This is a genomic window from Streptomyces abikoensis (genome assembly GCF_014648775.1).
GTDB lineage: Bacteria > Actinomycetota > Actinomycetes > Streptomycetales > Streptomycetaceae > Streptomyces > Streptomyces abikoensis.
In genome coordinates this window covers 262829-285949 of sequence record NZ_BMRT01000003.1, presented here as the reverse complement: position 1 = coordinate 285949, position 23121 = coordinate 262829, and the positions used below count along the sequence as shown (strand labels likewise).

Here is a 23121-nt window from a genome sequence, read left to right as displayed (position 1 = left end):
ATCGGGGAGCCGGATGCGCCGAGGCGCGCTGCCGGCCCTGCTGCTCGGAGCTGTGCTGACGCTGGTCAGCGGCTGCAGTGGGGACGACGACGGCAAGAAGGGCGGCAAGGTTCCCGACGGCCCCTCACAGGCCGTGGTGAACATCGCGCCCAAGGACGGCTCGGGGGACGTGGCCACCAGCGGCGCCCTCAAGGTGACCGCGGAGAAGGGCACCATCTCCTCCGTCAAGGTGGCCGACGACAAGGGCCACACCATCGACGGCAAGATCGCCGACGGTGGCGCCGTATGGGAGCCGACGACCCATCTGGCCGCCTCCACCAAGTACACCGTCGACGCGATAGCCAAGGACAAGGAGGGACGTACGTCCGCGAAGCACGCGGCGTTCACGACCCTCACGCCGGACAACACCTTCGCTGCCTATTTCACGCCGGAGGACGGCAGCACGGTCGGCGTCGGCATGCCCGTGTCGCTCAATTTCAGCCGCGGCATCACCGACCCGAAGGCCGTCGAGAAGGCCATCAAGGTGACCGCCGAGCCCGCCGTGGACATCAAGGGCCACTGGTTCGGCAACGACCGCCTCGACTTCCGGCCCGAGAAGTACTGGGCGCCCGGCACCAAGGTGACGATGACGATGGACCTCAACGGCGTGCAGGGCCGTGAGGGCGTCTACGGCACCCAGAGCAAGACGGTGAAGTTCACCATCGGCCGCTCCCAGGTGAGCACGGTCGACGCCGAGACCCACCAGATGGTGGTCGTGCGGGACGGCAAGCCGCTCAAGACCGTCCCGATCTCCGCCGGCGGCCCGGGCCACTCGACCTACAACGGTCAGATGGTCATCAGCGAGAAGCTCGAAGTGACCCGCATGGACGGCCGCACCGTCGGCTTCGGCGGCGAGTACGACATCCCGGACGTGCCGCACGCGATGCGCCTGTCCACCTCGGGCACCTTCCTCCACGGCAACTACTGGTCGGGCTCCTCGACCTTCGGCTCCGAGAACGTCAGCCACGGCTGCGTGGGCCTGGAGGACGAGCGGGGCGCGGGCGACCCGTCCACGCCGGCCGCCTGGTTCTTCAACCAGTCCCTCATCGGCGACGTCGTCATCGTCAAGAACTCCCATGACAAAACGATCCAGCCGGACAACGGCCTCAACGGCTGGAACATGTCCTGGGCGGAGTGGAACAAGGGCAGCTGACGCTTCCTCGCGGACCTCCGCGGCCCGGTGCACCGCGATGCGGCGCACCGGGCCGCTTTCCGTTAGCCACCGCTAACCTGCTGTCATGACTGTGCATCTTGAGGTAGCCGAGGGCGTCGGGACCGTGCGGCTGGACCGACCGCCGATGAACGCGCTGGACATCGCCACCCAGGACCGGCTCCGTGAGCTCGCCGACGAGGTCACCCGCCGCGACGACGTGCGGGCCGTCGTCCTGTGGGGCGGGGAGAAGGTGTTCGCGGCCGGCGCGGACATCAAGGAGATGCAGCACATCGATCACGCCGCCATGGTGGCGCGCTCGCGCGGCCTCCAGGACTCCTTCACCGCCGTGGCGCGCGTTCCCAAGCCCGTGGTCGCCGCCGTCACCGGCTATGCCCTGGGCGGCGGTTGCGAGCTGGCGCTCTGCGCCGACTTCCGGATCGCCGCCGACAACGCCAAGCTCGGCCAGCCCGAGATCCTGCTCGGCCTCATCCCGGGCGCCGGCGGCACCCAGCGGCTCGCCCGGCTCGTCGGGCCCTCCAAGGCCAAGGACCTCATCTTCACGGGCCGCCAGGTCAAGGCCGACGAGGCGCTCGCCATCGGCCTCGTCGACCGGGTGGTCCCGGCGGCGGAGGTCTACGAGCAGGCGCACGCCTGGGCCGCCCGGCTCGCCGCCGGGCCCGCCATGGCGCTGCGCGCGGCCAAGGAGGCGGTGGACTCCGGGCTGGAGACCGACATCGACACCGGTCTCGCCATCGAGCGCAACTGGTTCGCGGGCCTGTTCGCCACCGAGGACCGCGAGATCGGTATGCGCAGTTTCGTGGAGGACGGTCCGGGCAAGGCCAAGTTCGTCTGAGCCGCCTGGGGTTGACCGGCAACGCCCGGAGGGAAGCCCTCCGGGCGTTGCCTCTTGTGGGGGAATTCCCCGGGGTGCGTGGCACCCGGTGCGCGGCCCCGGTGCTCACCCTCGGCGATCTTTTGCGCACAGGATGTCGGTGCAGGTCAGTCCGGGTGCGGTGGAGGGTCCGGCGCCGCTGGCATATGTCGCCCCGGCGCCCCGGAACGTGGTGCTCCGTTGAACCGAATCCCCGGGTTCCACTCCCTGGCGCTCCGGCGACGGCCATGATGGGGGTCATGGCGGGCCTGGAGGGAATGGAGCAGTCGCGGCAGCGGGCCGGTACGGCGGCCCCCGCGCGATGGACCCCGATGGTAGAGGACGAGCTGACACGCAAGGCCTTCGAGCTGTTCGGTGATCCGGCCCTCGGCGAGGTCCGGCTGCCCTCCCGGCCCGAATCCGCCGCCGCCGCCCGCCGGCTGACCCAGGCGGTGATGCTGCGTCACTGGGGCCTGTCCGCCCAGCTCGCCGAACACGCCGTGCTGCTGGTCTCCGAGCTCGTCGGCAACGCCGTCCGGCACACCGGGGCGCGCCAGTTCGGGCTGCGGATGGCGCGGCGGCGCGGCTGGGTGCGCGTCGAGGTGCGCGATCCCTCCCGGGGGCTGCCGTGTCTGCTGCCGGTGCGCGAGACGGACGTCAACGGGCGCGGGCTGTTCCTGGTCGACAAGCTCTCCGACCGCTGGGGGGTGGACCTGCTGGCGCGCGGGAAGACGACCTGGTTCGAGATGCGGGTCGGGGAGCGCGGCGAGCGCTGAGGCGCGGGTGCCGCGCACGCGAAGAGGCCCCCTTCCGTCGTCCTGCGACGGGCCGGGGGCCTCTTCGGGTGGCCGCGGGGGAAATGGGGTGTGCCCCCGCGGCGAAATGACGACCTGGCCCGGGTCAATGGGGGTCGCTGGCCTCGACTATGTCACGCGTGATGTGCCGGGACCAAAGCGAGGCCAGGGCAATCCAAGGTGACGTGCGACACTGGCCTTGAAATCCATGAATGAAATGCCAGGGCGGCTTATCTTTATGCGGTGGTGTCGGGGTCCTTGCGGACCGCCGCCCCCACCGGTCTCATGTCCCCATGACGGCCCCGTATCCCCCCACGCACTGGATCCCGGCGAACAGGGCGAACTACACGGTCTCGAACCGACCCCGGGCGTACCCCGTGGAGTTCGTCGTCGTGCACGTCACCCAGGAGACCTTCCAGGACGCCCGGAGAATCTTCCAGGACTCCCGCTCCAAGGTCTCCGCGCACTACATGGTGGCCTCGGCGGACGGCTACATCGCGCAGTTCGTCCGCGAGAAGGACATCGCCTGGCACGCCGGGAACTGGGACTACAACACCCGCAGCATCGGCATCGAGCACGAGGGCTGGATCGACCGCCCCGAGTACTTCACCGACGCCCTCTACCGCGCCTCCGCGAAGCTCACCGCCGCCGTCTGCGACCGCCACGGCATCCCGGCGACCCGCGACCACATCATCGGCCATGTCGAAGTGCCCGGATCCACCCATACCGACCCAGGCCCCCACTGGGACTGGGACCGTTATCTGGAGTTGGTGACCGGCGGCTAATCTGTGCCGGTCCACCAAGCACCAAGGGGAGGCCCACATGGCCAGCATCGAGGAAGCCCGCAAGGCTTTCGACCGTTTCGACGTCGACGGCGACGGGTTCATCACGGCCGAGGAGTACAAGAGCGTCATGGCTCAGCTCGGCGACCACAACGTCACCGTGACCGTGGCCCAGGCCATCATCAACAAGAAGGACGGCAACGGCGACGGCGTCCTGTCCTTCGAGGAGTTCTGGGCCTCCCAGAACCACTGACCTCCCCGCCCGGGCGGGTCAGCGCCAGCCCCTGCGCTGCGCGCCCGCCCGGCGCCGCCGGTCGTTGCACAGCAGACAGCGGCCCCAGCCCGGCGGCAGCGGATCCTCCCGGTCACCGGCCAGCGGGTCGACGGGCCCCTTGGGATGCTCCGCGCACCCCGTGGCACCCAGCCCCGCGCCCAGCGCCCCGGCCGCCGCCAGCGCCCTGCGCAACGCGTCCAGGAGCTGCTCGGCCTCATGGGGCGAAGGGGCGGCGGCGTCGAGGGAGAAGGCGATGTCCGAGGCGGTGTTCAGCGCGCTCTGGAGTTCGCGCAGGTCTGCGTAACTCATGCTCGCGAGCCTACGCGCCACCACTGACACCGGCCGCCCCCCGGCCCCTGCGGTACGGTCGGCCGCATGCCGCAGCAGCCCCCGCACGACGACCGTTGCCTCATGGTGGCCACCACCACCGACAGCGAGAAGTCCGCGCGAGACCTCGCCGCCACCGCCGTCGAGCGCCGCCTCGCCGCCTGCGCCCAGATCGACGGCCCGGTCACCAGCGTCTACCGCTGGCGGGGCGCGATCGAGACCGCCACCGAATGGCGCGTCCTTTTGAAGACCACCGCCGCCCGATACCCCGAGCTCGAGGCCCGGATCAGGGCCTGCCACCCCTACGACGTGCCCGAGATCGTCGCCACGGAGATCACTACCGGCGGCGCCGACTACCTGGAGTGGCTGCGGGCCGAGACCGCGCCGTAACCCTTGTCGGCGCCCCGCGCCGCTGCTAGGAATACCGCGGGCATTCCGTCGTACGCGCCGGCTCCGCCGGGCGGCGCAGGCAGGGGGAATCGCATGGGCTCCTTCGCCCGCCCCGCGTTCTTCTGGGCCGGCGCCGCCGCCTGCACCGCCGGCGCCCTGCTCCACCTCCCCATGTACCTCCACGCCCGGCACATGGGCTACCGCATGGCCGGCATGCCCGTCGACACCCCCATGCTCATCGGCATGCTACTGATCGTCACCGGCGTGGCCGCCGTCCTCCGCGGGCTGCTGCCCCGGGGCGCGGACGCCCTGCGCCGGCGGGTCGCCTCCGTACGGGTCCGGGCCGTCGACGACGCCCCGCTGCGCCCGGCACACGTCGCGCTCCTGGCGGTGCTCTCCCTCGCCGTGACCATCGACGTGATGAAACCGATGACGCTGTCGTTCGTCGTGCCCGGCGTCGCCAAGGAGTACGGGCTCGCCTCGCCGCTGAACCCCGGCGGCGACGTCCCCGTCTCCTGGCTGCCGCTGTCCGGCATCGCCGGCACCATGACCGGCTCGTTCCTCTGGGGATGGCTGGGCGACCGCATCGGGCGGCGCGGCTCCATCCTCCTGGCCGGGGTGCTGTTCGCCACCACCGCCGTCTGCGGCGCGATGCCGAGCTTCGGCTGGAACGTCGCCATGTGCTTCCTGATGGGCACGGCGGCCGGCGGGCTCATCCCCATCGCCTTCACCCTCCTCGCCGAGACCGTCCCCCAGCGCCACCGCGGCTGGCTGATGGTCCTCATCGGCGGGAACGTCACCGTCGCCTACGTCCTCACCAGCTGGCTCGCCGCCACCCTCACCCCCACCTACAGCTGGCGGATCCTCTGGCTCGCCGGACTGCCGACCGGCCTGCTGCTGATCGCCCTCAACCACTGGATCCCCGAGTCCCCCCGCTACCTCCTGGCCACCGGCCGCACCGAGGAGGCCCGGCGCGTCCTGGCCCGCTACGGCTCGACCGTGCGGGACGCCCCCGCCGTGGCGGCCCCGGACGAGACGGGCCCGGCCCGCCCCGGCTACCGCGGCCTGTTCGCCACCGCCTTCCGGGGCCCCACCCTCGCCCTCACCGTCCTCGCCGTCGGCGCCGGGCTGATGTCCTACGGCTTCCAGATGTGGCTGCCCACCAACCTCGGCCGCCTCGGCATCGCCGAGGTCTCCTCCGACCGCGTCCTGCGCGACAGCGCCCTGATCAGCCTGCCCCTCAACCTCCTCACCGCCCTGCTCTACGGGCTGTGGAGCAGCAGACGCACCGTGATCGCGCTGGCCGGGCTGACCGCCGCCGCCCTCGTCGCCCTCGCGGTGCTCGCGGAGACCGCCGCCGGGCACGGACTGCCGCTGCGGCTGCTGCTGCTCGTCCCGCTGTGGGGCATCAGCGCGACCGCCGCCGTCCTCGCCGCCTACAGCTCGGAGGCGTACCCCACCCCGCTGCGCGCGCTGGGCACCAGCTGGGCGGCCGGCACCAGCAAGGCCGGCGGCGTGGCCATCCTCGGCCTGTCGGTGGCCGCCGTGGCGGTGCCCCCGCTGGGGGTGACGGCCCTGCTGGGCGCCGTACCGCTCGCCCTCGCGGCGGTCGCCTTCGCCCTCTACGGACCCGAGACCCGGGGCCGCCGGCTGGACGAGATCGTCCCCGGCCAGGTGCCCGCCCGTGCCTGACAGGAATCCGCACCGGCGGTCACGGCGGTGGCGGACCGCCGATACCGGCGGCATGCCGGGCCAGGAACCGCTCTCCTCCGCGCTGTTGCCGTACCTGCGACGGGCGAAGGACCTGATCGACCGCTCCTACGCCGACCCGCTCGACCTGGCGACCCTGGCCGCCGAGGCGGGCTGTTCGCGCTTCCACTTCCTCCGCTCCTTCCAGGCGGCCTTCGGCGAGACCCCCGGCCGCTATCTGACACAGCGTCGCATCGAGCGGGCGCGCGACCTGCTGCGCGCCACCAACCTGACGGTCGCGGAGATCTGTCACCTCGTCGGCTACTCCAGCGTCGGCTCCTTCAGCTCCCGTTTCTCCGAGATCATGGGCGTCCCGCCCACCCGCTACCGCGAGCGGATCGCCCGCGAGGGCGGCCCCCCGCCCATTCCCGGCTGCTACCTGTTCATGTGCGCCCGGCGGACCGGCGGAAGCGGAACGCAAGACCGCAATCCAGGAGATGTCACCGCCGGGGAGCCGTCGATAGCGTCTGATCACGGCTCTCCGGCGGAAGGAAACCCATGAGCACGCGGCTGTCGCACGTCACCGTCCCCGTCCTCGACCAGGACTCAGCGAAGGCCTTCTACACGGAAAAACTGGGCTTCGAGGTCCGCGACGACATGACGCTCGGCGACCTGCGCTGGCTCACGGTCGGCCCCAAGGACCAGCCCGACGTGGTGCTGGTGCTGCGCAAGGTCGGGCCGCCCGAGTACGACGAGGAGACCGCCGGTCAGCTGAGGGACCTCGTCTCGAAGGGCGTGATCGGGGTGGGGGTGCTGCACGTCGACGACGTCCGCGCCCTCCACAGGAGGCTCAGGGCGGCGGGCGTGACGTTCGTCCAGGAGCCCGTGAAGCGGCCGCACGGCACCGAGGCCGTCTTCCGCGACGATTCCGGCAACTGGTTCAGCCTCACCGACGCCCGCGGCTGAACCGGACACCGGAGGAGCACCGAGAGGAGAGCAGGCTCAGCCATGGCTCACCAAGCGCAACCGGCCCCGGACGGCGGGGCGTTACCGGACCGGCCCGGCGCCGGGAACCCCTGGGTGGTGCTCGTCGCCGTCGCCCTCGGCACCATGATGGAGGCCCTCGACGGCACGGTCGTCGCCGTCGCCAACCCGGTCATCGCCGTCGACCTCGACACCGAGCTCACCACCCTCCAATGGGTCACCAACGGCTATATGCTCGCCGTCGCCTGCGCCCTGATCACCGCAGGCAAGCTCGGCGACCGCTACGGGCACAAGAAGGTCTTCCTCATCGGGATGACGGGCTTCGCCGCCACCTCCGTCCTCGCGGGACTGTCGAACAGCATCAGCATGCTGATCTTCTGGCGGGTGCTCCAGGGCATCAGCGGCGCCGTCCTCGCGCCCAGCGGGCTGGCCGTGCTCAAGACCTCCTTCCCCCAGGACAAACTGAAGATCGCCATCGGCGTCTGGAGCGGCGTCGGCGCCCTCGCGCTGGCCGCCGGCCCCTTCATCGGCGGCGTCACCGTCGACCAGCTGGGCTGGCGCTGGGTGTTCTTCATCAACGTCGTGGTGTGCGCCGCCGCCCTCGCCCTCGGCGGCCCCGCGATCCGCGCGGTACGGCCCCAGGGCGCCGACCGGTCCTTCGACACCCCCGGTGTCCTGCTGCTCACGGCCACCCTGTTCGCCCTGGTCTGGGGCATCATCCAGGTGCCCGGCCACGGCTGGACCGCGTTCCGCGTCCTCGGCCCGTTCGCCGCCGCCCTCGTCGTCGGCACCGCGTTCGTCCTGCGCGAGCGCCGCGCCCGCGAGGCGCTCCTGCCACCGGCCCTCTTCCGCGTGCGGGCCGTCTCCACCGGCACCGCCACCCTGCTCATCGGCGGCTTCGCCACCTTCGGCGCCTCGTTCTACCTCGCCCTCTACCTCCAGCAGGTGCACGGCTTCTCCCCGATGCGGGCCGGACTCGGGCTGCTGCCCTTCACCGTCCTCTTCGGCGTCGGCGCCCCCCTCGGCGCGGCCCTGAACCAGCGCTTCGGACCCCGGGTGCCGCTCGCCACGGGCATGGTCCTCATCAGCGTCGCCCTGCTGGGCCTCTCCCGGATGACCGAGGTCTCCTCCTACAACGCCATGTGGCCGTTCCTCGCCCCGCTCGGCGTGGGCATGGGCATGGTCGCCCCCACGGCCATCGAGATGATCGTCGGCAGCGCCCACGACGAGCTCGCCGGCGTCGCCTCCGGCCTCCAGCAGACGGCCCTGATGCTCGGCGGCGTCCTGGGCACGGCCGTCCTCGGTTCACTGATCTCGTCCCGGGTCTCCGGGGTCCTGCCCGGACACCTCGCCGACGAGGGCGTCGGCGGCGCCCTGGCCCGGGCGCTGCGCCGGATGACGGACGTCATCGCGCAGGGCGTGGTGCCCGTGCCCGACGGCACCGCGCGCCCCCTCGCGGAGGCGGCCGCCCGCGCCGGGCACGCCGCCTTCATGGACGGCTTCCACACGGCGATGCTCGGCGGCGCGGTCGTCGTCCTCGTCGGCGCGGGCGTCGCCCTGCTGGCCCCGCGGCTGGAGGCCGCGACGGCCGCCGGGGACGTCGACGTCGCGACCGGCCACTGAGCACGTCCACCTGTTCATCCCAGACGACAGCAGACGACAGGAGAAACCCCGTGATCTCGCACATCGGTACCGTCGACGTCTTCGTCAACGACCAGGACAAAGCCGTCGACTTCTTCGTCAACACCCTCGGCTTCGAGCTCCGCGAGGACCTGAGGTTCGGCCCCATGCGGTGGATCGAGGTGGCCCCCGAGGGCTCCCAGACCCGCATCGTGCTGTGCACCAAGGACTTCCCCGTCTACCGGGAGGGCAACATCGGCCGCTTCACCGACATCCAGTTCGTCACCGAGGACATCAAGGCCACGCACGACGAGCTCGTCCGGCGCGGGGTGCGGTTCACCCACGAGCCGCAGCAGATGCCGTTCGGCGGCTCGACCGCGACGTTCGCGGACCCCGACGGCAACGAGTTCAACCTGGTACAGCCCGCCGGCTGAGTACCCGCCGGCCCCTGAACGTGCTGCCGCCGCCTTCCCCCGGGGCCGGCGGCAGCACCGCGTTCGGGGTCGTTCACGGTGTCGCGACACCCACCCGTGTGAAGTCCGCCCCCGGCCACAGGCCCCGGACCGTGCTCTCCAGGATCATCAGCGCCATGATGGGGAAGGCGAAGTCCGAGGCGGCGTAGAGCCGGTGGGCGCTCTGCACCTCGAAGACGCCGTTGCCGAAGGACGCCATGTCGAAGCCCCGGTCGGACCTGTCCGGGCCGGCGCACCGGCCGACCAGCGCGGCGATGTCGGCGACGAACGGCTCGGGGTCGGCCGTCCGGCCGTCCGCGTTGGCCATGCTCGCCAGCATGATCTCCCCGCAGCGCCGTCCGTCGCCGGTGGCGAGCGCCGCGAAGAACCCGGCGATCAGCTCCCGCACCCGCTCGGGCAGCCGGACGCTGTAGCCGGCGTCCAGGATCACGGCCGCGTCGCCCTTCGGCAGCAGATACACATTGCCCGGGTGCGGATCGCAGTGCACGAACCCGTCCACGAACATCATCTTGTGCGCGGCCGCCAGCACGGCCGACGCCAGCCGCGCCCGCACCGGGTCGGGGAGGGTCGCGGGCGTCCGCGTGTCCAGCCCCGGGACGAAGTCGAAGACCAGGCACGTCGGCCGGGACCACTCGGGGCGCAGCCGGGGCACCACCACGCCGGGGACGTCCGCGAGGTTCGCGCGGAGCGTGACGATGTTCTTCGCCTCGCGCCGGAAGTCCAGCTGGCCGAGGACGGCCCGGCTGACGTAGCCGACGAGATCGGCCATCGGCATCCCGCGCAGCGCCGGCAGCCGCTCGGCGCGGCGCGTCAGGGCGCGGATCAGCGCGAGATCGGCCCGCATCGTCGCGTCGATGCCGGGGCGCTTCAGCTTGAGCGCCACGACCTCGCCGTCCGGCAGCACGCCCCGGTACACGCAGGCGATGCTGCCGCCCGCCACCGGCTCGGGATCGAGCCGCGCCAGGAACGGCGGCGTCGCCCGCCCGTACGCGGCGCGCAGCGCGCTTGCCGCCTGCTGTGGTGAGAGGGGGCGGACGGAGTCGTGGAGGCGGGACAGCTCGTCGCACAGGGCGGCGGGGAGCATGTCGCGGCGCGCGCCGGCGATCTGGGCGAATTTGATGAAGGTGGGGCCGAGGGATTGGATGCGGTGGGTGAGGCGGCGGTAGAGGTAGTGGTGGGTGGCTTGGCGGCCGCGGAGTAGCCGTACGGCCAGGAGGGCAGGGAGGGTCACCGTCACCTCCGCGAGGCCGGCGAGGGCCAGGGCGCATGCGCGCAGCGCGAGGCGGTGGGTGGGCACTCGGTCCATGGAGGCTGCTCCTTGGGTCGGTGGCCCCGGTCCCGCCCTTTCACCGTTTCCCGGGGCTCCGCCCCGGACCCCGCGCCTCAAACGCCGGCGGGGCTGGATTTACCGCCCGGACGGGCTGAATTCAGCCCGTCCGGCGTTGGTGAAAGGGTGGGACCGGGGCCTCACTCGAACGTGAACGACGAACGCAGCGCGCCCAGCAGGGCGGAACGGGGCGTCGCCCTGATCAAGCCGTCGCGCACGGCGCACAGCAGCGGCGCTCGCCACTGCCCCACCCGGCCCGCCCAGTGCGACTGGACCGTCACAGTGCGCGCCCGCCCCCGCCGCCGCGCGGCGTACACGCGCAGCGCTGCCGGAACGTCGTCCGTCGCCGCCAGCGCCCGCGCCAGCACGACCGCGTCCTCCAGCGCCTGGCACGTGCCCTGCCCCATGGCCGGCGCGGCCGGGTGCGCGGCGTCGCCGACCAGGGCCACCGCGCCCCGCCCCCAGCGCCGCAGCGGCGCCCGGTCGTGGATGGCGGTGACGGTGACGGCGGCCGGGTCGGTGGCCCGCAGCACGGCCGGGACCGGGTCGTGCCAGGCGGCGAAGTGCCGTTGGAGGAACGGCAAGGACGACGGGCCCGCCCTGGCCCCGCCCTCGGGCACGGCGAATGCCGCGAACCAGTACATCCGCCCCTCCGGCAGCGGGAACAGCCCGAACTGCCGTCCCGGGCCCAGCGCCAGCAGTGCCGGGTGGCCGGGGCAGGCGTACGCGGCGACGCCCCGGGCCACCGCGTAGCCGAGGTAGCGCAGATCGCCGCCGCCCGTGTCCCCGGGGGCGCCGAAGAGGGCCGCGCGCACCCGGGAGCGGATGCCGTCGGCGCCGATCAGCAGATCGCCCTCCACCTCGGTGCCGTCCGCGAGCCGGGCGGCCACCGCCGCGCCGTCCTGCCGTACGCCGACGCAGCGCGCCCCGAAGCGGATCGCGTCCGGGGGCTGGAGGTCGTGGAGGGCCCGGAGCAGGGCGGCGCGCGGCAGCGCCCGTCCGTTGCCGCCGCACCGGGCGTCCAGGGTCCCGGCCGGCAGGGACAGCAGCGTCGCGCCGCGCGCCGTGCGCATCGCCAGGCCCGCCGAGGGCGCGCTGCCGGCCCGGACGGGCCCGTCGGCGCCGAGCACGGCGAGCGCGGAGAAGGCGTTGGGCCACAGGGTGAGGGCCGTACCGGCGACGCCGACGTCCGGGGCACGCTCCAGCAGCGACACCTCCAGCCCGGCCCGGCGCAGCAGGGCGGCGGTGGCCAGGCCGGCGGGCCCGGCCCCGACCACCAGGGCGCGCCGGGCTCTCACGCGGGCGCGCCCGGCCACATGGACGACCAACTCCCCGGGGCCGGGCCGCCCAGCAGGTCCGGGATCTTCGCCACGTCGAACACGCCCCAGTGCTCGGCGATCCGCCCGTCCCGGAAGCGGAAGGTGTTGGAGCCGCCGATGGCGAAGGACCGGCCCGTGGGCGGCAGCCCCATGAACGCGCCCGTGTGCTCGAAGTGCAGCAGGATCGCCTGGGCGAGGATGTCGCCCTCGCACACCGACGTGAGCACCTCCACCCGGCGCGTCGTCAGGGCCTCGGCCGCCTGCCCGAAACGGTGGGCCACCCCCTCGCGGCCCGGCGGATCCCACGGCGGGGCGAAATGGTCGACGAAATCCGGGGTGAGGATCTCCGAAATCGCGGAGAAATCATGTGTGAACAGAACAGCGCCCCGGAATTTCCGGACGGTTTCCTCGTAGGCGGATTTCCTGTCCGGCCGTGTCACGCCGTGGCCCGCAGTAATTCCGGGGGCAGCAGCCCGAGCTGTTCCAGGAGATACAGCCCGTCGGCCACGCCCCAGTGTTCCACGACGGCGCCGTCGACGACCCGCAATTGGCCCAGCAGCGGAACGCGTACGGCGCGGCCGGTGGCCGGCACGCCCAGGTACTCCCCTTTGTGGGTGGCCTCGACCGTCAGCCGGGTGGCCACGAGGTCGCCCTCGGCGACCATGGCGTGGACGGTGAGCCGCAGGTCGGGGAAGGCGTTCATGAAGCGGGCCATCTCGGCGGCGACGTCGGTGCCGGGGAGCGGCTCGCCGTCGCGGCCGTAGTGGACCATGTCCGGGGACCAGAACCGCGTCATCGCCGCGAGGTCGCCCCTGTTCCAGGTGTCGATCAACTCCCGTACCAGCGCCTTGTTCGCCTGCTCGGTGGACCCCATGCCGGCTCCTTCCGCGCGGTTTCGCAGAAAGGCTAGTGGGATTCCAGCGCGGTCACTTCTCCCAGATTGCGGTGCGGATCGCCCTTCCGGGCGGGGTTGACGCCACTGGGGGCCGTGGAAACAATTCCCCACGGACAACGGAGGGTTGTCGTCATGACCGAGGGATTCTCCGGCCTTCCCGCCGAGGGTGCGGACGGCCTGTACAGCCAGAGCTGGTTCCCCCTGTGCCTGTCCGAGGACGTCCCCGCCGGCGCGGTCCTCGGCGTCGAGTTCCTCGGCGGCAAGGCCGTCGTCTTCCGGGGCCGCGAGGGCGGCCCCGCCCGGGTGCTCAGCGGCTACTGCGTCCACGTCGGCGCGGACCTGTCGGTGGGCGAGGTGGTGGGGGAGCGGCTGCGGTGCCGTTTCCACGGCTGGCAGTACGACGGCGGCGGGGCGTGCGCCGCCACCGGCATCGGCGACCCGGTCCCGCCCCGGGCCCGGCTGTTCCGCTTCCCCGCCGTCGAACGGCACGGCGTGGTCTGGGCGTTCAACGGCGAGGAGCCGCTCTTCGGCGTGCCCGGCCTGCCCTACCGCGAGGACGAGCTGACCGTCCGCCGCTCCGTCCTCCCGGAGCTGCCCGTCGAACCCTGGCTGGTCCAGGCCCACACCATGGACCTCCAGCACCTGTGCCTGCCCCACGAGTTCGTCCTCGACGACGACCCCAACGACTCGGTGCGCGTCGGTGACCACTGCGTCGGCTTCGACCTGCGGGCCCGGATGCGCGACGGCGAGCGCTTCGACGTGCGCGTCGACATCCACGGCACCAACATCTTCCGGCAGACCGGCACCCTCGACGGCCGCTGGTTCTTCTGGCTCGCCCCGCTGAACATCCCCGGCCCCGGCCGCTCCCGGGCCGTCTTCGTCTACGGCGCCCGCCGGGAGGACGACGAAGACCCCAAGATCACCGAGGAGTTCCTCGACCGGGCCCGCACGGCCATGATGAACCTCTTCGACGACGACACGCCCGTCCTCGGCACCATCCGCTTCCGCCCCCGCCACCTCACCCACGGCGACCGCACCCTCGCCCGCTACCTCGACTACGTCCGCGCCTACCCCCGGGCCAACCCCGCCCGGGACTACCTCACATGAGCGCGCGCCCGGTCGGACGTCCCGTCCCCGCCGAGGGCCTGGACGGGACGTACAGCCAGAGCTGGTTCCCGCTGTGCCTGTCCACCGAACTGCCCGCCGGGCGGGTGCTCGGCGTGGACTTCCTCGGCGGCCGGGTGGCGGTCTTCCGGGGCGCGGCCGGCGGGCCCGCCCGGGTCGTCAGCGGCTACTGCGCCCACCTGGGCGCGGACCTGTCCGTCGGACACGTGGAAGGGGAACACCTGCGATGCCGCTACCACGGCTGGCGCTACGACGGCTCCGGCGCCTGCACGTCGACCGGTACGGGCGAGCCGGTGCCGCCGCGTGCGCGGCTCTTCTCTTTTCCCTCGCGGGAATCGCACGGCATCGTCTGGGCCTTCAACGGGCGGCGGCCCTTGTTCGACGTGCCCGGCCTGCCCGTCCCCCCGGACGAGCTGCTCCTGCGGCACACCGTCCTTGACGAGGCCCCCGTCGACCCCTGGCTGGTGGCGGCCCAGACCATGGACGTCCAGCACTTCCTCCTCCAGCACGGCTTCGCCCTGGACGACGGCGACGACCCCAACGACGCCGTCACCGCCACCGCCCACTCCATGGGCTACCCGCTGCGCCTGACCACCCCGGACGGGCAACGGCTCGACCTGCGCGTCGAGATCCACGGAACCAGCGTGTTCCGGCAGACGGGCACCCTCGACGGCCGCTGGTTCTGCTGGCTCACCGCGCTGCGTTCCGTACGCCCCGGGGTGTCCCGCCCGTACTTCGTCCTCGGCGCGCGGCGCGCGGAGGGCGGCGCGGACCCGGCGGCGGACGAGGCGTTCCTCGACGACGAGGCGTTCCTCGACCGGGCGATGGGCGTGATGATGGGCATGCTCGCCGACGACGCCCCCGTGCTCCTCACCCTCCACTTCCGCCCCGGCCTGCTCACCCGCAGCGATCGCGCCCTGGGCCGCTATCTGGAGTACCTCCGCCGCTACCCCCGGGCCGATCCGGGCTGTGGTGAGATCAGCCGAGACGCTCCGGGGTGAACCGCACCGGCAGTGACTCCAGGCCGCGCAGCACGCCCGTGGGCCGCCAGCGGAGGAGGCCCGCCGACTCGTCCAGGGCGATGTCGGGCAGCCGCCGCAGCAGCGTCCCCACCGCGATCCGCCCCTCCATCCGGGACACGGGCGCTCCGACGCAGAAGTGGATGCCGTGCCCGAAGCCCAGGTGGGAGCGGTCGCCGCGGGTGATGTCCAGCCGGTCGGGGTCGGGGTAGCGGGCCGGGTCGCGGTGGGCGGAGGCCACGCCCACGGTGACGATCGCGCCCCTGGGCACGGGCGTCCCGCCGATCTCCAGGTCCTCCGTGGCCACCCGCAGCATGGCCCGCTCCACCGGCCCGTCGTAGCGCAGGAACTCCTCGACGGCCGCCGGCAGCAGCTCGGGCCGGGAGCGCAGCAGCTCCAGCTGGTTCCGGTGGCGCAGCAGCGCCAGCATGCCGTTGCCGATGAGGTTCACCGTCGTCTCGTGCCCGGCCACCAGTAGCAACCCCGCCGTGGACACCAGCTCCAGTTCGGTCAGCCGCCCCTCCTCGGTGGAGGCCACGACGAGCGCGCTCAGCAGGTCCGGCTGGGCCTCGGTGTCGTCCCCGGCCGAGCGCAGCGCGCGGCGGCGCTCGGCGACGAGCGCGGTGAAGTACTCGCGCAGCAGCCGGTTCGCCTCGTGCGGCGGCATCGTCGCGCCCTCGGTGTAGTTGGGGGTGAGCGCGGCCGTGCTCCACTCGCGGAACGGCGCCCGGTCGGCCTCCGGCACGCCGAGGAGTTCACAGATCACGGTGATGGGCAGCGGGAACGCCAGCGCGGTGATCAGATCGGCGGTGCCGCGCGGGGCGAAGGCGTCGATCAGCCCGTCGGTGATCTCCTGGACGCGCGGCAGCATGGCCTCCACCCGGCGCGGCGTGAACGCCTTGGCCACGAGCCTGCGCATCCGTGTGTGGTCGGGCGGATCGCTGTTGAGCATGTGCGGCTCCGAGCCCTCCCCGCCCTCGGGGTAGAGCCCGGAGCGGCGCAGCGCCTCCCACGCGTGCTTGGGGTCGCGGGAGAGCCGGGGGTCGGCGAGGGCGGCGCGCGCGTCCTCGTAGCGGGTGACCAGGTAGTGCTCGATGCCGTTGGGGTCGCGGATCGGGTGGACGGGGGCCTCGGCGCGCAGCCGCGCGTAGACGGGGTAGGGGTCGACGCGGGACTCCGGCGCGTACACCTCGTGGGGCTCGGGCACGCTTCCTCCCTCACACCTGCGGCCGGGGGTTGGGGCAGACGACGTCGGTCCTCGGCAGGGTGCCGTCGACCAGATAGGCGGTGGCCGCCTCGTCGGCGCCGGGGTTGCCGTAGAAGGGGAAGACCCGGTGGTGGGCGGTGTCGGCGACGGTGACCAGCCGGGAGTTGTGCCGCAGCACCTCACGCATCCGCACGGCGGCCGCGTGCGGCGTGGACATGTCCTCGGCGGACTGGACGAGCAGGACGCTCCGGGCGCGGTTGCCCGCCCCCAGCCGGGTCACCGGCTCGCTCGGCGGCACCGGCCAGAACGCCGTCGCCTTGATCCCCGCCAGGGCCGCCCCCGTGAACGGGTACGCGCGCGCCGCGCGGGCCATGTCCCGCTCGTACGGGCCCAGCCGGCGCGGCCAGGACCAGTCGCCCGCGAGGATGGCCAGCTGGGCGACCGTGCCGCTCTCCTCCTTCGGCTGCCCGAACATCGTCGCCAGGAAGGAGAGGGTCGCGGGGGTCAGCGGCGCGCCGTGCACGGCGGAGCGCAGGACGTCGCCCAGGTGCGCGTAGTTGAGGTCGCTGTTGAGCATCCCCACGACGATCAGCCGGGCGAGGGTGCGGTCCAGCGGGAAGCCGTTGACCGTCACCGCCTCGTCCGCGTCGACCCGGGCCAGCAGCCGGTCGTAGGAGGCCCGGACCTCCGGCGGTGTGGCGCCCAGCGCCAGCTCGTCGTGGTGCCGGGCGGCCCAGCGGGTCCAGCGGCCCAGGGCGCGTTCGCCGTTGGGCGGGAAGTCGGTGAACAGCCCCCGCCACACCCAGTCCGGGCTGCACAGGCTGTCCAGGACGACTCGGTCGGCGTGCTCGCCGAACATCTGCGTCCACACCGCGCCCAGGTACGTGCCGTAGGAGTAGCCCAGATAGGACAGCCGCTCCTCGCCCAGCGCGCCCCGGATGACCTCCATGTCGCGGGCGATGTTCCGCGAGCTGGCGAACGGCAGGACGTCCAGGGCGACTTCGGCGACCTTCGCCGCGACCTCCGCCTGGAAGCGGACCTCGTGGGCGAAGTCGCGGGGCTGGTGGAACACCCAGAAGCGTTCCTCCGGCTCCAGCCCGCACACGACCGGGCTGCTGCGGCCCATGAACCGGTGGTCGAACGCCACCACGTCGTAGCGCGCCAGCACCTCCTTGGGCAGCGCCCGCGCGAGCTGCGCGCCGAGCAGCGTGCCCCGGTTGCCCAGGTCGTCGCCGGGCCCGATCAGCAGCACGCCGCGCCGCCGCTCGGGCGCCGCCGCCGGGGACCGCACGAGGCCCAGGGTCAGGGTGCGGCCGGTGGGGTCGGCGTAGTCCAGCGGGACGGTCAGCTCGGCGCACTCCAGACCGGCGAGGGCCTCCTCGTCGGCCGGGTGCCAGGACAGGGACTGCTTCTGGAAGTCCCGGATCGCGTCGGCGCGCAGGGCGGGGTCGTTCATGAGGCGTCCCTCCCGTGACCGGTGGTGAAGGTGAGGTCCGTGTCGGGCAGCTTGCCGGTGAGCAGGTACTCGGTGACCGTCCCGTCGACGCCGGGGTGGCCGTGGAACGGGAACACCCGGTGGGCGCCGGTACCGGCGGCGGTGACCAGCCGGGAGTTGTGCGCCAGCAGTTCCCTCAGCCGCGCGGCCCCGCGCGCGGGGGTGAACATGGCGTGCTCGGCACGCACGAGCAGCACGCTCTCGGCGTGGTTGTCCCGGCCGAGGACGGTGCGGGGCGGGCGGCGTGTCCCGGCCTCCCGGGGCCAGAAGGCGCCGGCCTTGGGCGCGGCCATCGCCGGCCCGATGAACGGGTGCCGTTCGGCGGCCGCCGCCATGTCCCGGCGGTAGCCGGCCGGGTCGCGCGGCCACGGCGCGTCGCCGCCGAGCACCGCGAGCTGGGCGACGGCCCCGCTCTCCTCCTTGCCGCGCCCGAACATCGCGCCCAGCGCCCGGCGTGCCTCCGGTGACGCCTGCCCGCCGTGGACGGCGGCGCGCAGCACGTCGCCGAGGAAGCCCCAGGCCAGGTCGTCGGCGAGCAGCACCATGGTGAGCAGGCGCAGCATCGTGCCGTCGACGGGGAGGCCGGCCACCTCCGTCCCCTCCCGGTCGGCGCGCGCGGTGAGCCGGGCGACCGCTTCGCGCACGGCCGTCGGGGTCGTGCCCAGCGCCAGCTCCTCGTGGCGCCGCGCGGCCCACGCCGACCACCGGCCGAGCGCGGTCTCGCAGCTCGCGGCGTAGTCGAGGAACATCCGCCGCCACACGGAGTCCGGGTCGATCACGCTGTCGAGGACGACCCGGTCGGCGTGCGCGCCGTACAACTGCGTCCACAGCGCGCCGAGGTGACTCCCGTAGGAGTAGCCGAGCAGGGACATCCGCTCCTCGCCGAGGGCGCGGCGGATCACCTCGATGTCGTGGGCGATGGCCCGTGAGGTGAGGTGGGGGAGGAGGTCACCGGCCTCGCGGAAGCAGCGTTCGACGATGCGCTGTTGGTAGCGGGCCTCGGTGTCGGCGTCCTGGGGGGTGTGGAAGATCCACAGCCATTGGTCGGGGGTGAGCCCGCAGGAGAGGGGGTGGCTGCGGCCGCTGAAGCGGTGGTCGAAGCCGACGATGTCGTACTGGTCGAGGACGGCCGGCGGCAATGCCGCCACCAGCTGGGGGACGAGGAGGGTGCCCCGGTTGCCGGGGTCGTCCGGGGGGACGAGGAGGGTGCCGAGGCGGCGGGTGGGGGTGCGGGCGGGGTGGCGGGCGAGCGCCAGCTCGATGGACGGGCCTTCGGTGTCGGCGTGGTCCAGCGGGACGGCGACGGTTGTGACGTCCAGGCCCGTCAGGGCGTCTTCTTCGGCGGGGCGCCAGGTGGGCTGCACGGGTTCCCCTCTCGGGCGGGACCGGGGCACTCTCAAGGCCTGATCTCGTACAGCGCGTTGAGCGGCGTCGGCGCCGGAAGCTCCCGCACCGACCGCAACCCGGCGTCGTGGCAAAGGCGCCGCAACTCCCCCGCCGGCAACCCCAGCATCCCCGGCGCCCTCCCCTTCGCCGCCAGCGACACCGGCACGCTGTACAGCACGCTCGCCCCGTACAGCAGCGCGGCCGCCGCGCCGCGGTTGTCCGTGGCGCGTTCGGCGCCCGCGCTCTCCAGGAGGAGGAGCACCCCGTCGTCGGCGAGGGCGGCCCGCACCGCGTGGAGGGTCGCCGCCGGGTCCGGGGCGTCGTGGAGGACGTCGAGGGCGAGGACGAGGGCGTGGTCGCCCGTGGCGGGCAGCAGGTCGGCGGCGTCGCCGTGGACGAACTCCACGCGGTCGGACACCCCGGCGTCCGCCGCCTCCCGGCGCGCGCGGTCGACGTGGAGCCGCAGCCGGTCGTAACCGGTGCAGCGGGCGCGCGGGAAGGCCCCGGCGATCAGCACGAGCGCGTGGCCGCCGCCGCTGCCCAGGTGGGCGACGCGGCCGCCGGCCGCCAGGCGCCCGGCGAGGCCGTCGATCGCGGGGATCCACTGGGGGAGCAGCAGGGTGCCCAGCCAGCTGGCGCTCATCCGCCACATCGTCCGGTAGAGGCCCTCGGGGTACGCCTCCTGCGGGACGCCGCCGCCCGAGCGGAACGCCTCGGTGACGGGCTCCAGCATCGCGGCGAGCGCGGGCACGAGCCCGGCCGCGCCGCCCATGAAGAACGGCGAGTCGTCGTGGGCCAGTACGGCGGCGTGCTCAAGAGGGAGCGAGAAGACGGCGTCCTGCCCGGCTTCCAGGTAGCCCGCGCTGAGGAGGCCCAGGAGCCATTCGCGGACGTGGCGCTCGTCCAGCCCCGCGCGGGCGGCGAGCTCCGCGCTGCTCGCCGGGCCGCCCTCGGCGAGCGCGCGGAAGAGGCCCAGACGGTCGCCCAGGGCGACGAGGACGCTGGTCATCCCGCCGCTCACGTCGTCCAGGAAGCGGCCGGCGAACGCTTGCACGGCAGTGCTGTCGCATCCGTCCATGGCGCCCGACTGTAGTGAACGGCCCGGAGGGTCGCCTTCTCCCAGGTTGCTCACGCCGTGGCGGACCCATTGCTACCATGAAGTGTAGTAATGGGGGCGGAAGCTGAGGGTGCGTCATGACGGGCAAGCGGAATTACGGGCAGTTCTGCGGCCTCGCCGCCGGCCTCGACGTCGTCGGCGAACGCTGGGCGCTGCTCATCGTCCGGGAGCTCCTCATCGGCCCGGCGCGCTTCAACGAGATCCTGGCCAACCTGCCCGGCCTCGGCCCCAATCTGCTCTCCGACCGGCTGCGGGCGCTCGCCGCGCGCGGGGTGCTGGAGTCGGCGGCCGTGCCCGGCGACGGGCGGGGCAGGCGCTACCGCCTCACCACGCGCGGCGAGCAGCTCAGGGAGCCCCTGCTGGCGCTGGCCCGGTGGGGGATGGCGTTCCTGGGCGAGGAGGGGGCGCGCGGCGGCGCCGTGCGCGCCGCCTGGGGCATCCTGGCCGTCCAGGCGATGATCCACGGACGTCCGGTGCCCGAGGTCGACGAAGCCTACGAATTCCGCGTGGCCGACGAGACGTTCCACATCGAGGTGGCCGCCGGCCGCGCCGTCACCCGGCGCGGGCCCGCCGACGCCCCGGCCCTGGTCGTCGTCACGGACGCGGAGACGTTCGTGAGCATCGGCGCCGAGATGCGCACGCCCTTCGAGGCGCTGATCTCCGGCCGGCTGCGGATCGACGGCGATCCCGAGGCCGCCCGGCGCTGCGTGGAGTTCATGGGGCTGCTGGACGCCGCCGCCCGCCGCCCCGACGGGAGCGGGGAACCGGTGGCGGCCGCCGCCCCGCCCGGCTGACGGACAGGGCGGCCGCACCCGCCGGTCGTCCCGAGGAAGTCGTCCCCGAGGACGTCCCCGAGGAAGGGATCACCGTCGTGAGCGACGCACTGGCAGGGACCACCGCCCTGGTGACCGGCGCCTCCAGCGGCATCGGCGAGGCCACCGCCCTGGCGCTGGCCGCCGAGGGCGCCCGGGTGACCCTCGTCGCCCGGCGCGGCGACCGCCTCCTGAAGGTCGCCGAGGCCGTCGAGGCGCTGGGCGGCCGGGCGTTCGTCGCCGAGGCCGACCTCGCCACCGAGTCCGGAGCGGTCACGGCCGTCGAGGCGGCCCTCGCCGCCCACGGGCGGCTCGACATCGTCGTGAACGCCGCCGGCGTGCTGCTGCTCGGCCCCGTCGACGGCGCGCCCACCGAGGAGTGGCACCGCATGGTCGGCGTCAACCTGCTGGGCACCGCCCTCGTCACCCGCGCCGCCCTGCCCCACCTGCTGCGCGCCGCCGCCGACGGCCCCCGGCGCGTCGCCGACGTCGTCAACGTCAGCTCCAGCGGCGCCCGCGCCGCCACGCCCCATACCGCCCTCTACGACGCCACCAAATCCGGGGTGAACGGCTTCAGCGAGGCCCTGCGCCAGGAGGTCGCCCGCCGCCACGTGCGGGTCTGCGTCGTCGAGCCCGGCTTCGTCGCCACCGAGCTCCCCACCCACTCCCGGCCCGAGGTGCTCGCCGCCCTCGCCGACGGCTTCGACCCCGGCACCCCGCTGCGCCCCGAGGACGTCGCCGGGACGATCGTCCACGTCGTCACCCGGCCCCGGCGCATGGCGATCGGAGAGGTGCTGCTGCGCCCGGCCGAGCAGCTGCGGTGAACGGTCGGGGAGGGGGCCGTCTTTTCGGCCGAATCGCCGGTGGCGCGAACCGGATGTGTTGACCGTCACTTCCACAACTGATAGCAATACGCACTGTGTTCGAGTCCGGTCGCCGACCCGCGCCGGAGAACTCCCCGGCGGCGCACCACCCTTGAGGACAGGACGGGGGTCGCACATGCCCGGAAAGCCTTCAGCTCCGCCCCGCTCGCGCACCCGTGCGCGGCAGGGCCCCGCGGCCCCCCGCTGGGCCCGCCGGCTGTGTCTGCGCGAGGAGACGGCCGACTTCGCGGTCCGCGGCTTCCCCTGCGACAGGCCGGAGAGCCGGCGCGTCCTGGAACGCCACGGCCGTTCCTTCCTCACCGGCTTCAACACGGCCCTGACGGCCGCCCCCGGCGCCGTCCAGGAGCGGCTGACCGACCTCGACCCCACAGAGCGCGGCTTCGCCTACGAGGGCGCGGGCATGGCCTGCGCCCTCCTCGACACCCTCGCCCTCACCGGGGGGCGTCGCGTCCGCGCCCTGCTCAGGGGGCCCGGCCGGGACTACGTCCACCTCGTCCACGTGGGCGCCGGCTGGGCGCTGGCCAAGGCGCCGCTGCCCGGGGCGCGCCGCATGCTCGGCCTCGACCCGCTGCTGGGCTGGCTCGCGCTGGACGGCCTCGGCTTCTCGGACGGCTACTTCGGCGGGCGGACGGCGGTGGCCCGGATCGCCCGCAAGGGCCCGCCCCGGCCCGGCGGCACCGTACGCCACCAGGGCCTCGGCCGGAGCCTGTGGTTCGTCGAGGCCGCCGACCCCGACCGCATCGCCGAGACCGTCGCCGCCTTCCCCGAGGACCGCCGCTCCCACCTGTGGAGCGGCGTGGGCCTGGCCGCCTGCTACGCCGGGGGAGCCGCCGACGCGGAACTGGACCGGCTGCGCGAGCGCTCCGGCCCCTACTGGCAGCACCTCGCCCAGGGCGCCGCCTTCGCCGCCGAGGCCCGCCGCCGGGGCGGCCACATCCCCGAGCACACCCACCGCGGGGTCCTCCGGCTCGTGGGCGTCGACGCGGTGACGGCCGCGGGCTGGACGCTGGACGCCGAACGGCGGCTGCGCGGCGACGGCAGCCTCGGCGACTTCCTCGCCTGGCGGGCCCTGATCAGCGGGAGCGCGCTCGCCTCCCGCTGACGCCCCTCACCTGGACGCCCGGTCGGCCGATTACGGA

General features: G+C 73.6%; 25 protein-coding genes. 16 read left to right on the top strand and 9 right to left on the bottom strand.

Annotated elements, in window-relative coordinates; genetic code table 11:
* Positions 1-13 precede the first annotated feature (13 nt).
* The 5 genes from IE096_RS11580 (at position 14) to IE096_RS11560 (ending at position 3892) form a co-directional block, all read left to right on the top strand.
* A complete protein-coding gene (locus IE096_RS11580; protein ID WP_189451341.1) occupies positions 14-1192 on the top strand; it encodes a L,D-transpeptidase in 1179 nt (392 codons plus the stop codon).
* Positions 1193-1277: 85 nt separating this feature from the next.
* Positions 1278-2045, top strand: coding sequence for an enoyl-CoA hydratase/isomerase family protein (locus tag IE096_RS11575; protein ID WP_126916163.1), 768 nt, complete (start codon positions 1278-1280; stop codon positions 2043-2045).
* A 278-nt stretch (positions 2046-2323) separates the two neighbouring features.
* Positions 2324-2839: an ATP-binding protein gene (locus IE096_RS11570; protein ID WP_189451340.1), complete on the top strand. Its 516-nt coding sequence runs from the start codon at positions 2324-2326 to the stop codon at positions 2837-2839.
* Positions 2840-3069: 230 nt separating this feature from the next.
* A complete protein-coding gene (locus tag IE096_RS11565) occupies positions 3070-3642 on the top strand; it encodes an N-acetylmuramoyl-L-alanine amidase (RefSeq protein WP_189451339.1) in 573 nt (190 codons plus the stop codon).
* A 37-nt stretch (positions 3643-3679) separates the two neighbouring features.
* On the top strand, positions 3680-3892 hold the full coding sequence (locus IE096_RS11560) for an EF-hand domain-containing protein (protein ID WP_189451338.1): 213 nt from the start codon (positions 3680-3682) through the stop codon (positions 3890-3892).
* 18 nt (positions 3893-3910) lie between these two features.
* Here IE096_RS11560 and IE096_RS11555 read toward each other — a convergent pair whose 3' ends face one another.
* The gene (locus IE096_RS11555) at positions 3911-4222 is read right to left on the bottom strand and encodes a hypothetical protein (protein ID WP_189451337.1); all 312 of its coding nucleotides are present in this window, start codon (positions 4220-4222) and stop codon (positions 3911-3913) included.
* 66 nt (positions 4223-4288) lie between these two features.
* Between IE096_RS11555 and cutA the strand changes: the two genes are divergently transcribed.
* From cutA to IE096_RS11525, 6 genes are all read left to right on the top strand, one after another.
* Positions 4289-4630, top strand: coding sequence for a divalent-cation tolerance protein CutA (gene cutA / locus IE096_RS11550; protein WP_189451336.1), 342 nt, complete (start codon positions 4289-4291; stop codon positions 4628-4630).
* A gap of 93 nt (positions 4631-4723) precedes the next feature.
* Positions 4724-6322, top strand: coding sequence for an MFS transporter (locus IE096_RS11545; RefSeq protein WP_189451335.1), 1599 nt, complete (start codon positions 4724-4726; stop codon positions 6320-6322).
* Between the two features lie 52 nt (positions 6323-6374).
* On the top strand, positions 6375-6881 hold the full coding sequence (locus IE096_RS11540; protein WP_189451334.1) for a helix-turn-helix domain-containing protein: 507 nt from the start codon (positions 6375-6377) through the stop codon (positions 6879-6881).
* On the top strand, positions 6878-7285 hold the full coding sequence (locus IE096_RS11535; protein WP_189451333.1) for a VOC family protein: 408 nt from the start codon (positions 6878-6880) through the stop codon (positions 7283-7285). Before IE096_RS11540 ends, IE096_RS11535 begins: the two co-directional genes overlap by 4 nt.
* A gap of 42 nt (positions 7286-7327) precedes the next feature.
* Positions 7328-8926, top strand: a complete 1599-nt coding sequence (locus IE096_RS11530; RefSeq protein ID WP_189451332.1) for an MFS transporter — start codon at positions 7328-7330, stop codon at positions 8924-8926.
* A gap of 50 nt (positions 8927-8976) precedes the next feature.
* Entirely contained in the window at positions 8977-9357 is a 381-nt protein-coding gene (locus IE096_RS11525) for a VOC family protein (protein WP_189451331.1), read from the top strand.
* A 73-nt stretch (positions 9358-9430) separates the two neighbouring features.
* Here IE096_RS11525 and IE096_RS11520 read toward each other — a convergent pair whose 3' ends face one another.
* From IE096_RS11520 to IE096_RS11505, 4 genes are all read right to left on the bottom strand, one after another.
* Positions 9431-10702: an ABC1 kinase family protein gene (locus IE096_RS11520; RefSeq protein ID WP_189451330.1), complete on the bottom strand. Its 1272-nt coding sequence runs from the start codon at positions 10700-10702 to the stop codon at positions 9431-9433.
* Between the two features lie 161 nt (positions 10703-10863).
* Positions 10864-12021, bottom strand: coding sequence for an FAD-dependent monooxygenase (locus IE096_RS11515; protein WP_189451329.1), 1158 nt, complete (start codon positions 12019-12021; stop codon positions 10864-10866).
* Positions 12018-12482: an ester cyclase gene (locus IE096_RS11510; RefSeq protein WP_189451328.1), complete on the bottom strand. Its 465-nt coding sequence runs from the start codon at positions 12480-12482 to the stop codon at positions 12018-12020. Before IE096_RS11510 ends, IE096_RS11515 begins: the two co-directional genes overlap by 4 nt.
* Complete coding sequence (locus IE096_RS11505) at positions 12479-12916, bottom strand: ester cyclase (RefSeq protein WP_126916175.1); 438 nt, start codon at positions 12914-12916, stop codon at positions 12479-12481. The genes IE096_RS11510 and IE096_RS11505 overlap by 4 nt, the downstream gene beginning before the upstream one ends.
* Before the next feature lie 153 nt (positions 12917-13069).
* Here IE096_RS11505 and IE096_RS11500 point away from each other — a divergent pair, with 153 nt between their 5' ends.
* Both IE096_RS11500 and IE096_RS11495 read left to right on the top strand, forming a co-directional pair.
* On the top strand, positions 13070-14044 hold the full coding sequence (locus IE096_RS11500) for a Rieske 2Fe-2S domain-containing protein (protein WP_189451327.1): 975 nt from the start codon (positions 13070-13072) through the stop codon (positions 14042-14044).
* On the top strand, positions 14041-15063 hold the full coding sequence (locus IE096_RS11495) for a Rieske 2Fe-2S domain-containing protein (RefSeq protein WP_189451326.1): 1023 nt from the start codon (positions 14041-14043) through the stop codon (positions 15061-15063). Before IE096_RS11500 ends, IE096_RS11495 begins: the two co-directional genes overlap by 4 nt.
* Here IE096_RS11495 and IE096_RS11490 read toward each other — a convergent pair.
* Genes IE096_RS11490 through IE096_RS11475 form a run of 4 tightly spaced genes read right to left on the bottom strand, consistent with a single transcriptional unit; the run spans position 15041 to position 20247 of the window.
* On the bottom strand, positions 15041-16288 hold the full coding sequence (locus IE096_RS11490) for a cytochrome P450 family protein (protein WP_189451325.1): 1248 nt from the start codon (positions 16286-16288) through the stop codon (positions 15041-15043). The two genes, IE096_RS11495 and IE096_RS11490, sit on opposite strands and share 23 nt — an antisense overlap.
* 10 nt (positions 16289-16298) lie before the next feature.
* Positions 16299-17744: an alpha/beta fold hydrolase gene (locus tag IE096_RS11485; RefSeq protein WP_189451324.1), complete on the bottom strand. Its 1446-nt coding sequence runs from the start codon at positions 17742-17744 to the stop codon at positions 16299-16301.
* A complete protein-coding gene (locus IE096_RS11480) occupies positions 17741-19147 on the bottom strand; it encodes an alpha/beta fold hydrolase (protein ID WP_189451323.1) in 1407 nt (468 codons plus the stop codon). The genes IE096_RS11485 and IE096_RS11480 overlap by 4 nt, the downstream gene beginning before the upstream one ends.
* 32 nt (positions 19148-19179) lie before the next feature.
* Complete coding sequence (locus IE096_RS11475) at positions 19180-20247, bottom strand: class I SAM-dependent methyltransferase (RefSeq protein WP_189451322.1); 1068 nt, start codon at positions 20245-20247, stop codon at positions 19180-19182.
* Positions 20248-20363: 116 nt separating this feature from the next.
* Between IE096_RS11475 and IE096_RS11470 the strand changes: the two genes are divergently transcribed.
* The 3 genes from IE096_RS11470 to IE096_RS11460 all read left to right on the top strand — a co-directional run bounded on the left by IE096_RS11470 (position 20364) and on the right by IE096_RS11460 (position 23084).
* Entirely contained in the window at positions 20364-21080 is a 717-nt protein-coding gene (locus IE096_RS11470) for a winged helix-turn-helix transcriptional regulator (RefSeq protein WP_189451321.1), read from the top strand.
* A gap of 77 nt (positions 21081-21157) precedes the next feature.
* Complete coding sequence (locus IE096_RS11465) at positions 21158-21922, top strand: SDR family NAD(P)-dependent oxidoreductase (RefSeq protein ID WP_189451320.1); 765 nt, start codon at positions 21158-21160, stop codon at positions 21920-21922.
* Between the two features lie 175 nt (positions 21923-22097).
* Positions 22098-23084 carry a DUF1702 family protein gene (locus IE096_RS11460; RefSeq protein ID WP_189451319.1) on the top strand — a complete coding sequence of 329 codons (987 nt, stop codon included), beginning with the start codon at positions 22098-22100 and terminating at the stop codon, positions 23082-23084.
* Positions 23085-23121 lie beyond the last annotated feature (37 nt).